General features: G+C 57.9%; 12 protein-coding genes. 4 read left to right on the top strand and 8 right to left on the bottom strand.

Annotation, left to right across the window (positions count from 1 at the left end; translation table 11 throughout):
- Positions 1-25: 25 nt before the first annotated feature.
- The 3 genes from KZO34_RS05615 to KZO34_RS05625 form a co-directional block, all read right to left on the bottom strand.
- Complete coding sequence (locus KZO34_RS05615) at positions 26-466, bottom strand: universal stress protein (protein ID WP_219474183.1); 441 nt, start codon at positions 464-466, stop codon at positions 26-28.
- 166 nt (positions 467-632) lie between these two features.
- Entirely contained in the window at positions 633-1,088 is a 456-nt protein-coding gene (locus KZO34_RS05620; protein ID WP_219474184.1) for a DUF4112 domain-containing protein, read from the bottom strand.
- Positions 1,089-1,162: 74 nt separating this feature from the next.
- Complete coding sequence (locus KZO34_RS05625) at positions 1,163-2,464, bottom strand: MFS transporter (protein ID WP_219474186.1); 1,302 nt, start codon at positions 2,462-2,464, stop codon at positions 1,163-1,165.
- A 340-nt stretch (positions 2,465-2,804) separates the two neighbouring features.
- On the opposite strand from KZO34_RS05625, the gene KZO34_RS05630 reads away from it, so the two are divergent.
- A complete protein-coding gene (locus KZO34_RS05630) occupies positions 2,805-4,610 on the top strand; it encodes a putative bifunctional diguanylate cyclase/phosphodiesterase (protein ID WP_219474187.1) in 1,806 nt (601 codons plus the stop codon).
- Positions 4,611-4,742: 132 nt separating this feature from the next.
- The gene (locus tag KZO34_RS05635) at positions 4,743-5,120 is read left to right on the top strand and encodes a DUF7352 domain-containing protein (protein WP_219474189.1); all 378 of its coding nucleotides are present in this window, start codon (positions 4,743-4,745) and stop codon (positions 5,118-5,120) included.
- Positions 5,121-5,139: 19 nt separating this feature from the next.
- Here the strand turns inward: KZO34_RS05635 and KZO34_RS05640 are convergent, their stop codons facing one another.
- The 3 genes from KZO34_RS05640 to KZO34_RS05650 form a co-directional block, all read right to left on the bottom strand.
- Positions 5,140-6,135 carry an NADP-dependent oxidoreductase gene (locus tag KZO34_RS05640; RefSeq protein WP_219474191.1) on the bottom strand — a complete coding sequence of 332 codons (996 nt, stop codon included), beginning with the start codon at positions 6,133-6,135 and terminating at the stop codon, positions 5,140-5,142.
- Positions 6,136-6,269: 134 nt separating this feature from the next.
- Complete coding sequence (locus KZO34_RS05645) at positions 6,270-6,920, bottom strand: NAD(P)H-dependent oxidoreductase (protein ID WP_219474193.1); 651 nt, start codon at positions 6,918-6,920, stop codon at positions 6,270-6,272.
- A gap of 135 nt (positions 6,921-7,055) precedes the next feature.
- Positions 7,056-7,952, bottom strand: a complete 897-nt coding sequence (locus tag KZO34_RS05650; protein WP_219474195.1) for a LysR family transcriptional regulator — start codon at positions 7,950-7,952, stop codon at positions 7,056-7,058.
- Positions 7,953-8,075: 123 nt separating this feature from the next.
- On the opposite strand from KZO34_RS05650, the gene KZO34_RS05655 reads away from it, so the two are divergent.
- Positions 8,076-8,984 (top strand): DMT family transporter, encoded by a 909-nt coding sequence (locus KZO34_RS05655; protein ID WP_219474197.1) that lies wholly within the window; start codon positions 8,076-8,078, stop codon positions 8,982-8,984.
- Between the two features lie 29 nt (positions 8,985-9,013).
- Here the strand turns inward: KZO34_RS05655 and KZO34_RS05660 are convergent, their stop codons facing one another.
- The gene (locus KZO34_RS05660; RefSeq protein ID WP_219474199.1) at positions 9,014-9,661 is read right to left on the bottom strand and encodes a DUF1294 domain-containing protein; all 648 of its coding nucleotides are present in this window, start codon (positions 9,659-9,661) and stop codon (positions 9,014-9,016) included.
- A 232-nt stretch (positions 9,662-9,893) separates the two neighbouring features.
- On the opposite strand from KZO34_RS05660, the gene codA reads away from it, so the two are divergent.
- Positions 9,894-11,150: a cytosine deaminase gene (gene codA, locus KZO34_RS05665; protein ID WP_219474200.1), complete on the top strand. Its 1,257-nt coding sequence runs from the start codon at positions 9,894-9,896 to the stop codon at positions 11,148-11,150.
- Between the two features lie 123 nt (positions 11,151-11,273).
- Here codA and KZO34_RS05670 read toward each other — a convergent pair whose 3' ends face one another.
- Positions 11,274-11,462 (bottom strand): universal stress protein, encoded by a 189-nt coding sequence (locus KZO34_RS05670; RefSeq protein ID WP_219474202.1) that lies wholly within the window; start codon positions 11,460-11,462, stop codon positions 11,274-11,276.
- Between the last annotated feature and the right edge of the window lie 90 nt (positions 11,463-11,552).

Here is an 11,552-nt window from a genome sequence, read left to right on the forward strand (position 1 = left end):
CAATCGGGCCCGTCACGGACGAGCCTCACTGCCCCACGACGGTCACCGCCCCATGGACATGCCTGACAATCTTCTCGCTGACACTACCAAGGGTAAGACTGCGCACCAGGGAGTGACCGCGCCGCCCCAGCACCAGGTGAGTACCCGGGTGAGCGTTCATGTATTCGATGATTTCGTGGGCCGGGTCGCCGCTGAGAAGAATCTCCTCTGTCGCATCGGTCCGTCCACCAATTGCATCTTTCGCAGCATCGAACACTTTCCGACTGTGCTGCTGCTTGCCAGCTTCAATCTCATTGTGTTCCACACCGGAAATGACCAGCACCGATTCCTTCGACGCGGGATATACCGTTAACAGTCTGAGCGGGTGCCCGGTGGCCTCAGCCAGTTCCGCGCCCATTTTTGCCGCACTCAGTGACTGAACCGAACCATCACATGCAACCACAATACTCGGAGAACCCTTGTCCATGGTGACACCTCTTTTGAATGACGTGTGTTCTCCGATTATCACCGCTTGAGGATCGGCTTGATTGATTCAGGTCAACACTGGGCGATTGTATAAAAATCAAACAACCATCTGATCTGTAGGCACAGCTTCATGCCCGTCAGAGCGAGGCATGTGAGCCAGCGATCCCCTAAAAAATGAGCGTTAACCCACCCGTAATAACCGCAAACAGGATAGACAACCCGATCAGGGTCATCCAGGGGAACGGTTGCCTTGGCGGCACTACCGCGAGCTGTTCTTCAAGGTAGTGTTTGAGCAAACGGGTATTGCGGGTATTGGCTTTGTAGACGGCATCGAAGGCATCGCCCACCACCGGCAACAGACCACCCAGAAAGTCGATGCCCATATTGCGCACCATACGCAGTTTGAGCGCCGTGCCGGCGCCCGCGCGATGGGCTTCGACGAGCACGTAGCTTGCCAACACCAGGCCGACGAGGTCGCCAATCCCGGGTAACAGACCGATGACCGCCTCCACACCAATCGTTACGCGGGTAAATGGAATCGGGATGCTGCTGTCGGTAAACCGGCTGAACTTTTCCAGCCGTTCGAGTATCGCCCGCTGCCGGGCTTCCGTGGGCTTTGCCATCTTATCTCCAGAAACGGGTTTTCGAAGTCTTGCGCCGCCGCCCTGTTGTCCAGGGGGACCTTCCCGAATTCGCATCAGCCAGTTTTCCGGGCCTCCGTCGGAGGAACCTTCAGCATCAGCACAAAGCCAATCAGCAGGAACACCAGAATGGTACTCATGCCCCAGCGCTGGCTATCGGTTATCGCCGTCACCCAGCCCACCAGCAACGGGCCGGCAAAGGCGGTAGCCTTGCCGGAAAAGGCGAACAGGCCGAACATCTGTGTCTGGAGGTGAGGTGGCGCGACCCGGGCCAGGTGTGACCGGCTCGCCGATTGCAGAGGCCCCACGAAAATACCGAGGATCATACCCCACACCCAGAACGCAGTGGCGCCATCCACTACCAGGATAGCGAGTGCGCTACTGCCCAGGCCAATCAGCGCCAGAAGGATAGTGTTGCGCCCGCCAAGGGCGTCATCAATCCAGGCGAACCCCAGTGCCCCAAGGCCCGCCGTCACGTTCAGGGTAATGGCAAATTGCAGGACCTCGGTGGGGCTCATATTGAAGGTCCCGGCCGCGTATACGCCCCCGAATGTGAAGATAGTAGCAAGGCCGTCGGTGTACAGCATGCGAGCGATCAGGAAGCGCACAATGTCTTTGTACTGGCGAACGTGGGCGATGGACTCTTTCAGTTGCGCAAATCCTGCGCGGGTAGCCTCGCCCAGCCCCAGCCCTGTCGAGGGCCGGTCCGGGGTGAAGATAAAGGCCGGAAGGGCGAAGATCAGGTACCAGACAGCCACGAGAACAAAGGTGGCGCGCACGTGTTCAGCCTGATCCCGGTCCAGGTTGAAGAGATTGGCGTCGGCCTCGATGAACCCGTACAGGGCAATCACCAGACTGGTGACGCCGCCCACGTACCCCAGACCCCAGGCCCAGCCCGACCAGCGGCCCGTGCGTTCCTGACTGGCCATATCCGGCAGCATGGAGTTGTAAAAAATGAAGGCAAATTCGGCGCCCAGGGTACCGAGGCCCACCCAGAGTGCGGCGCTCCAGAACTGGTCCTGATCCGGCGTGATGGTCCACAGCATGGCTGATGAAATGACGCACAGGAGGGTAAAGCTGATCAGCCAGGGCTTGCGACGCCCGGACTGGTCCGCAACAGCCCCGAGCATCGGTGCAAGGATCGCGATAAAGACCCCGGCGACGCCCACAATATTGCCCCAGGCGTTAGTGCCGGCGACCTCATCCTGCACCACTGACACACTGAAGTACTGGGCGAAGACGAACGTCAGAATGATGGTAAAAAAGGCGCTGTTGGCCCAGTCATACAGCGCCCAGGACCAGAGCGCCCGCTTGTCTTCCTCCGCACCCGACGGCTGGACTTCAGTGGGCTGTTCCATTGCTCCTCCACAACCAGTTGACAAAAGTAGGGCTTGCCAGATTAGTAGCTAACCATTGAATAGGCTCTAAAAATGCCACGAAAGCTCGCTCTTCCGGGCAGTAGCGTCCAGGTCTGCATTGTTCTCCGCGATGGCCAGGATAGCCAGCTGGTCGCGGTTATGGAGCGCCAGGCCTTTGATCATATGCGGCTCTCTTTGAGAAATGACATGAGCTTGAGAATTAGCCTATCACGCAGGCAGGAAAGCCGCAGGATGTTACCTCATCCCGACAAACCTCACAGAAACTCACTACACTTACAGAACAGTCCACAGTCATCAACGGATCAGGACATTGCCAGGCGTGCGATTCCCCCTCAGAAAATCCGCTCGGTCCGGCCGCCAAGGGAAACAGTCTCTCGGCCGGCGCCGGGATGCGCTGATAGAGCGACAACGGGCGCAGCTCGTAGCAACCGAAGAAAATCTCTCTACCCTCCGGAAGCAGTACCAGGCGCTCTTCGAACGCACCGCGGATGCGATGATGATCCTGGAAAATGGGGCGTTTACCGACGGCAACCCCGCCTGCCTGGAGCTCTTTGGTTGTCATGACAAGCAGGAATTTCTGGGCGTACATCCCTCCGAGCTGTCGCCGCCGTTCCAGGCAGACGGGCAACCGTCGAAAGACAGGGCGGATGAAATGATTCGCTGCGCCTTCCAGAAGGGCAGCCACCGCTTTGAATGGCTGCATCAGACCCGGCAGGGCGATGTGTTTCCGGCCGAGGTCCTGCTGACCGTTGTTGGTGAGGGAGAGTCTCCCGCCATCTGCGCCATCGTCAGGGACATCACCGAACGCAAGCAAGCCGAGGAAGAGATTCGCTTCCACGCCTATTACGACAGTTTGACCAACCTACCCAATCGCCGCCTGATGACGGACCGAATTGATCAGTCTCTGGCCAGCAGTCGACGCCATGGCTATTACAACGCCTTGCTGTTTGTCGACCTGGACCGATTCAAACAAATCAACGACTCCCTTGGGCATTCGCTGGGAGATCAACTCTTGATCCAGATCGCCGAAGTCCTTCGCGGGCAGGTTCGCGAGGAGGACACGGTGGCCCGCTTTGGTGGCGACGAGTTCGTGATCCTGCTCAAGCACCTGGGTTCGGACAGGGAAGCCGCCAGCCTGACGGCTGAGCGGATGGGCGAGAGCATACAGAAGAGCATTTCACGTGCCTACGACATAGAACACCAAAGCGTTTTCGCCACCTCGAGTATCGGCATCTACCTGTTTCCGGACAAAGAAGAGAGCCTCGACGACATCATCAAACAGGCCGACACCGCCATGTATAGCGCCAAGGACACCGGGCGCAACCGGATCGCGTTCTTCCAGACCAAAATGCAGGAAGCAGTAGTCAAGCGCCTGAACCTGGAAAAGGATCTGCGAGAGGCCGTTAAAAACCACGCGCTGGAGGTATACTTCCAGCCCCAACTCAGCTCGGAGCGGAAGATCATCGGCGTTGAGGCGCTCGCGCGCTGGCAGCACCCAGAACACGGCTTTATTCCTCCCGACGAATTTATTGCCATTGCCGAAGACAGCGGTATCATTTATGACCTGGATGCACATATCCTGAGCCGCAGCATTGAACAGGTAATGGACCTGCCGGAACCTCCATCGCGGCTATCTGTGAATATCAGTCCGTACCAGTTTCGGCATCCCAGTTTCATGTCCACCGTTGCCGATCTGATCAAACGCTACAGCATCCCGCGCCGTTTTTTGATACTGGAGATCACCGAAGGCGTGGTCATCAATGATTTCGAGGACACGGTAGAGCGACTGAAACACTTGCGCGCACTGGGCATCGGGGTGTCACTGGATGACTTCGGAACCGGCTACTCATCGCTCAGCTACCTCAAGCGCCTCCCTATTGATGAAATCAAGATCGACCGGTCCTTCATAATGGATGTGGAAAACGCCCCAAACGATGCCCTTCTCGTCAAAACCATCATCAACATCGCGCACCAATTTAACCTGACAACGGTGGCAGAGGGCGTGGAAAACGAGGTTCAGGAGGCTTTTCTGAATCAGCATAGGTGCATGTTGTACCAGGGTTTTTTGTACAGCCGACCGGTTCCGTTGGAAGAGCTGCTCCCCCGATTACAAGCCGCGAAGTAAAGGGGCACAGGTAATCAAAGATCGACTGTAGCCATTAATCGAAAAAAGCAGAGCATAAACCCCAAAAAACCCGATTCTCTAAGCCTCGGCAAACCGTAAAAATGTGGAAGACAAGAACGGGAGGCAAGGCACATGAAAGTCACCAACACGTATCTGATCTGCTATGGAAAAGAACCGACAGCTCTCAAACTTATGCCTGACTTTCGTGTGGTTCTGTGCGAATACCTGGTCGGTGCGCAGGGCGTTTACCTCTGGATAGAGCAGTCCTTAGTGACTTCCCGGGAGGCCGTAAACAGAAGTTTCATTATCGCTCGCCCCGGCAAATCGGTGCCCGAGAGTTACCAGTACGTCGACTCAGCCATCGACCCATTCGGATCGCGTGCTCATCACGTATTCCAGCTTCCCGCACAAGCGGCAGACCCGCACTCATTATCCAAAGGAAAATGGCGGGTTTTCCCAATGGCACAGAGCCCCCGGCTGCCGGAATACCATCGCCCCGTCGCCCCATAGGGCAACGGGAACACAGGCCTCAGAGCTTCACCATCAGCTTGCCTTTGTTCTCACCGGTCAGGAACAGAGACAACCCACTCATGGCCGACTCCAGCCCTTCCAGAACGTGTGTCCGGTATTTGATTTGTCCGTTCTGAACGTAAGGCGTCAGCTTGGCATGCAGCTCTTTCGTCTTGTCCCTGTGATCGGGCATGGTGAAGCCCTGAATGGACAGGCGTTTCTTGATGATGCGCATCCAGTTCGGGCCAGGGCGCGGGTTGGCTGAGGTGTAGTCGGCAATCATGCCACACACCACGATACGGCCATGGGCATTCATCCGTTCGAACACATAGTCCTGGATGGGGCCACCGGTGTTCTCGAAATAGACGTCGATACCATCCGGCGCCAATTCGTCCAGTTTCGCGCCAAGATCGTCTGTCTTGTAATTTACGGCACCGTCGAAACCGAGTTCATTGACGATCCAGTCCGCCTTCTCATCGCTTCCGACTACACCGATCACCCGCAGGCCGTCGGCCTTGGCCAATTGACCCACGATCGAGCCGACAGAGCCGGCGGCTCCAGACACCACCAGGGTCTCGCCCTTCTTGGGGTGACCATAGCCATACAGGCCCTGGGTAGCCGTCAATCCCGGAAGTGCAAAAACCGACAGCGCCATTTCCGGGGGCAGGCTCTTATCCACCTTGTTCACGCCCGAGCCATCGGTCAGGGCCATCTCCTGCCAGCCAAACATCCCGATGACCTGATCGCCCACGGCAAAGTCCGGATGCTTGGAGGCAACGACCTCACCAATGCCCGAGGAGCGCATGACGTCACCCAGCTCCACTCGTGGAATGTAGCTGTCGGTGTCCTCACTCATCCAGCCCATCATCGCCGGGTCGAGAGACATATAAGTCTGGCGGACCAGCACTTCGCCGTCGGCGGGCTCCGGTACGTCTTTTTCCACCACCTCGAACAGTTCCGGACCGATCGTCCCGGCTGGCCGCTTCACTAGCTTGATCGCTTTGTAGGTGCTCATCGGTAATTGCCTCCCGTGGTGATTGATAAAACGTTAACACTTACAACCATGGGGGCTTGAGTCCTTACTTAAAGGACGCCCGGGTTCTGGCGCCGACAACCAACACCATCGACCTGCCGCCCCCCAACCTTTCGCTACATCCGGATGACAACATCCTCGTAATCAAAGCGGACTTTCGCCAATCCGGCACTGTGATCCCGCGCACTTCGATGTCCCAGGGCCACAATAGACGAGCTCTCGAGCCCGCGTTCAGTCAATCCCAACACCTGGTCGTACGCTTGCCGATCAAAGCCGGTCATCGGGCAACTATCAATTTGAAGAACCGCCGCGGCGGTCAGCAACGTTCCAAGCGCGATGTAGGCTTGCTGGTGCGCCCATTCTCTTTTTCCCGCCGGTGACTTGGAGGCCAGCGATTGCTTGATATGGCTGGCATAGCCCGCGATATCTTCGTAGCTCCCCCCTCTGACCTTCAAGTACTGCTCCACGTAGCGATCTACCGTTTGATCGTCGATTGCAGTATCTGCAGCGAAGACAACCAGATGGGAGCTGTCCAGCACCTTCTCTTGCCCGAAGGAATGCGGCAACAGGTCTCTACGCACCGCGTCGGATTCAACAAGGATCATCTTGTAGGGCTGTAAGCCATAGGAAGAAGCGCTTTTCCGGGCCGCGTCGATCAGCGTCTCAACGGCCTGGGTGCTCAGCTTTTCTGGCGAGAATTCACGAACCGCATAACGCCAGTCCAGGGCCGCATGGATGGAAGATAACGGTTTGGCTTGGGGTTTCATAACAGTGCCTCCTTCAGGTTGAAGTCGCCACTTTATGAAACCTTCAGAGATGCTTAAACGGATAAAATGGAACTATATAGTTTCCTTTCTGAAAAAAATAACCCCTCGAAATTGGTCCCCTTTGAGCAGGCCGACCTACTCCCAATACGGCCTGTCGCCGAGATGTCGGTCAAGGTGTTCCAGCAACAGCCGCACTTTCGTCGGCTGCTTTCGGCCCGGGGGGAAAAGCGCGAAGACGGTGTAGGGCTGGGGCGGGAAGGCTTCGAGCAGGGGGATCAACGCGCCGTTCTCGATATCGTCCTGCACCAGAAAGCGCGGCAACAACCCCACCCCCATGCCTCTTAGCAAGCTCTGGCGGATCGCGAGGCTGCTGTCGGTCCGGAAATTACCGTTCACGGTGACTTCCTCTCCCCCCAGTTCCCAGACTCGGGGCCGGTCGTGAAAGGTAAAGGCCAGGCAGTTATGCCGCTCAAGGTCGGCAGGTGAGCGAATCGCTGGCGCACTTTCCAGATAGCGGGGCGAGGCACAGACGATGTTCCTGGATTTCCTGAGCGGCTTGGCAAGCAGACTCGAATCGGAAAGCGAACTGCGTACCCGGATCGCAATGTCTACGCCCTGCTCGACCAGATCGACCATGCGATCACTGAGTTGCAGGTCGACCTCAATCTCCGGGTATCGATTCAGGAAGCTGTCGATGGCCTCCGTGATGTGGGTCAGGCCAAAGGACATCGGCACGTTGATTCGGATCGAGCCCTTTGGCTCCGCCTGAAAGCCCCGGGCCTCCAGTTCGGCGTCCTCGAGATCATCCAGTAGGGCCTGGGTCCGCCTCAGAAAAGCGAGGCCGGCATCCGTGAGATTCATGCGACGGGTTGTGCGGTTGATCAGGCGGGTATCGAGATCCTGCTCCAGAAAAGCGATGTGCTTGCTGACGGTCGAGGCGGTAATGTCCAGATCATCCGCCGCTTTCGTGAAACTGCCCAGTTCCGCGACGCGCCGAAAGATCTTCATGGCAACGAGCTTGTCGGTGGCCACACTCACCCCTGATATTTTCCAATTTGGAACAAGTATTGTTCGAGTAGCTCCAATTATCAATCCAATGAACTCCGGCACACTGAGGCTTCCCACGTTCACCGTTTCACGTTGGAGAAGCCGACGATGTTCGCCTCGATACAGCAGCGCCTAGCCTTACCACCCAAGGCCATTATCTGGGGACTCCTGACGGCCAATGGATTTCTGATTGCCCTGATGCTGGCCCTGGCGAAAACAGCCACGGCCTATGGTGTGCCCGCCATCACCTATGCGTTCTGGCAGACGCTCATCGCCGGTTCGGTTCTTCTGTTGTGTTCGGCGAATATCAGGCGGGTCCTCGACAAGCGCCTGACCACCTACTTTGTTATCAGCGGGTTAACGGGCATCGCGATTCCCAACGCAATCGCCTTCTTCCTGGTCACGAAACTGGGCGCAGGCTTCACCGGAATCATGTACGCGCTGCCACCCATTTTCACGTTCCTGATTGCCACCACAATGGGCCTGGAAAAACGAAGCTGGACGAAGCTTGCGGGCCTGTCGGTCGCAGTTTCGGCCTGCGCCTGGATTGTCCTGCAACGCCACTCGGAAATGAGCCAGTCGAACGGGCTGTGGTTCGCCCTCGGTTTGGTCATCCCGGCCGCGCTGTCGATTGGCAATGTTTACCGATCGGTTGCATGGCCAGGTCAAACCAGGCCGATGACACTGGCTGCTGGCACCCTGCTCGCCTCGGCCGCCGCGCTTGGGGTACTCGCCGGACTATCCGGAACACCGCTGATTGCACCGGAGTTCGGGCTCAGGTTCGTGCCCCTCATCTTCCTGCAAGGCCTCCTCACGGCATTGACCTACTACTGCGGGTTCGAGCTCCAGAAGCGTTCCAGTCCGGTTTTCTACAGTCAGCTCGGTGCCGTGGCTGCCGTGTTTGGTTTAATCATCGGGGTGGCGTGGTTTCACGAGCAATACTCGCTAACCATCTGGCTGGGAGCATTGACGGTAATAGTCGGCTTACGACTGAGCAACCGGGCACCGCAGAAATAAACCTTGAGCGAATAGCCCCATAACAGCCCTCAGTAGATGTGGCTGAAGGGGCTTAGAAAGAACACATGCTCAATTCCGAGTTCCCGCCGTGCAAACGCGGCCTCGGGCCAGAACAGCAGCCAGCCGAGGGCACCAAGGTTGAATATCACGCAAACCCAGAAGCCAAACTGGAAGGAACCCTTGCGGGTTTTGTGGCGGAAAAGCTGCTGGGCGATCAGGGCGCCGGGCCAGCCACAGAGCAATTCGAACAGGTGCAGGCGATTCTCCGGCACCCGCCGATGGCCTTTCACAGCCGCCGCTTTGTCGATGCCATACGTCACCAACGCAAGCAGACTCATGCCCGCATAGGCTGCCGGAATAGCAACGGGCAGATAACCGAACACATAAGCACTGCTCAACCCGCCTATCACGCCAGCCGCCACGATCAGAGCCAACCAGAAACCGGGCGCAACACTGGCGCCGAGCCTCCCTATGCCCGCGTACTGGAACTTCCCGGCCCGTATTCGGCCCTGGGGGTCTTCCGTAAGCGAGTACCGCACTTCCCGGTTTGCCGATGGCCGGCCGCGGCCTGTATAGGCACTGATATGTGCGAAGACGCGCTCACCCCCGACAGCCGGAGTGATGAAACCGAAGCCTTTATCGTCGCTCCATGCGGTGAGTAATCCTTTGTGATTCAACGGGGTCTCTCCCTTCGATGCCTAATCTTTGTGGCGATTATAGCCGCGCAGGGAAGCCTCACGAACCACCACCCACAAAACTTGCGCACCGTTTCCGGAATTTTCACCGGAAACCGCACCAAAGCAATGGGTGCCATCCCGGACACGTGGCATCAACTACCTTATATTTAGCATTTCGCCGTCCAATTTTTTGAGACCTACTACGGCCCTACAGCTCCCGTAAGGAGACAACATGACCGAACACCTGGATGCCATAGTTAATGCCCGCTTACCCGAGCACGAGGGCCTGTATAGGCTCGCCATCACCGATGGCTGTTTCGGTGACATTACGGCCCAGCCCGATCGGGTGGCGGCCCGGGCCAACGAACTGGACGCAGACAGCAACCTGGTCACCCCCGCTTTTGTAGAACCGCACATCCACCTGGACGCCGCCCTGACCGCCGGCGAGCCCCGCTGGAACCAGAGTGGCACCCTGTTCGAGGGCATCGAGTGCTGGTCCGAACGCAAGGTAACCCTGAACCGCGAAGACGTCATCAACCGGGCCACCCAGACCCTCAAACTGTTCGCTGCCCATGGCATCCAGTATGTGCGAACCCACGTTGATGTGACCGACCCGAACCTGACGGCCCTCAAGGCCATGCTGGAGGTGCGGGAGCAGACCGCCGACTACGTGGACCTGCAGATTGTTGCCTTTCCCCAGGAAGGCATCTGGTCCTTCCCGAATGGCCGCGAGCTGATGGAAGAGGCCATACGCCTGGGCGCCGACGTGGTGGGCGGCATCCCCCACTTCGAGTTCACCCGGGATTACGGTGCCGAATCGGTTCGATGGCTGATGGAACTGGCCCACAAGCACGACCGGCTGGTGGATGTTCACTGCGATGAAATCGACGATCCGGAATCCCGGTTCCTGGAAATTCTCGCCGCTGAAGCCCTGAGGCTGGATTACGGTTCACGGGTCTCGGCCAGCCATACCTGCGCCATGGGTTCCTACAACGATGCCTACTGCAGCCGACTTTTCCGGTTACTGAAAAAGTCCGGCCTGCGGTTCCTGTCCATGCCCACCGAGAGCCTGCACCTGCAGGGCCGCTTTGACGGCTACCCGAAACGTCGCGGCCTGACCCGGGTACCCGAACTGCTGGATGCCGGCCTGAAAGTCGCCTTTGGCCAGGACTCGATCCGGGATCCCTGGTATCCCATCGGCAACGGCAACATGCTGCGCACCCTTGATGTCGGCCTGCACGCCTGCCACATGCTGGGAATGAGCCAGATCAACCGGTCTCTTGAACTCATTACCGACAATGGTGCCGCGGCCCTGGATCTGAAGGAATACGGCATTGCCAGGGGGATGCCGGCGCGGTGCATCGTGCAACAGGGACAGACTCCGTACGAGGTATTGCTCGGGCAGCGCCCGGTGCTGGCCTCGGTGCGGGACGGTAAATTGCTGGTTAAGCGCAGCGCCGTAGACTTCGACGCAGCCCTATCGCTCTGAACCCCGATTTCTGTTGTCGTAACCGAAGCGACGCCATGTTCAACCCGTATCAGACGAGGGCTCAGGGACTGACTGGCTAACATCAGCTCGCCAACTCCTCCCACAGCTTGGCCCGAACGTTCATCAGAACCTTGCCGTAGCAGTTGTCGCCCCGGCGATCACCAGTGGCGACGACTTCGAGTAGGGAAAGACGGATAACAGCGTGAGCGGGCCGCCCAGAGCCTCGGCCAGCTGTGCGGCCATTTTTGCCGCGTGCACTGATTGAACCGAACCATCACAGGCAACCACAAATACTGGTGAACCCTTGTCCATGGCGACATCTCTCTTACCAGATGTATGTTCTCCAATTATCACCTTTTAAGCCCTGGCACGCATGATTCATGTCAACGCCGCGGAGCGGGG

Source organism: Marinobacter sp. F4206 (assembly GCF_019392195.1).
GTDB lineage: Bacteria > Pseudomonadota > Gammaproteobacteria > Pseudomonadales > Oleiphilaceae > Marinobacter.

Coding starts and splice junctions, on each gene's coding strand:
- KZO34_RS05615 (WP_219474183.1), bottom strand. CDS start 466: ATGGACAAGGGTTCTCCGAGTATTGTGGTTGCATGTGATGGTTCGGTT.
- KZO34_RS05620 (WP_219474184.1), bottom strand. CDS start 1,088: ATGGCAAAGCCCACGGAAGCCCGGCAGCGGGCGATACTCGAACGGCTG.
- KZO34_RS05625 (WP_219474186.1), bottom strand. CDS start 2,464: ATGGAACAGCCCACTGAAGTCCAGCCGTCGGGTGCGGAGGAAGACAAG.
- KZO34_RS05635 (WP_219474189.1), top strand. CDS start 4,743: ATGAAAGTCACCAACACGTATCTGATCTGCTATGGAAAAGAACCGACA.
- KZO34_RS05640 (WP_219474191.1), bottom strand. CDS start 6,135: ATGAGCACCTACAAAGCGATCAAGCTAGTGAAGCGGCCAGCCGGGACG.
- KZO34_RS05645 (WP_219474193.1), bottom strand. CDS start 6,920: ATGAAACCCCAAGCCAAACCGTTATCTTCCATCCATGCGGCCCTGGAC.
- KZO34_RS05655 (WP_219474197.1), top strand. CDS start 8,076: ATGTTCGCCTCGATACAGCAGCGCCTAGCCTTACCACCCAAGGCCATT.
- codA (WP_219474200.1), top strand. CDS start 9,894: ATGACCGAACACCTGGATGCCATAGTTAATGCCCGCTTACCCGAGCAC.
- KZO34_RS05670 (WP_219474202.1), bottom strand. CDS start 11,462: ATGGACAAGGGTTCACCAGTATTTGTGGTTGCCTGTGATGGTTCGGTT.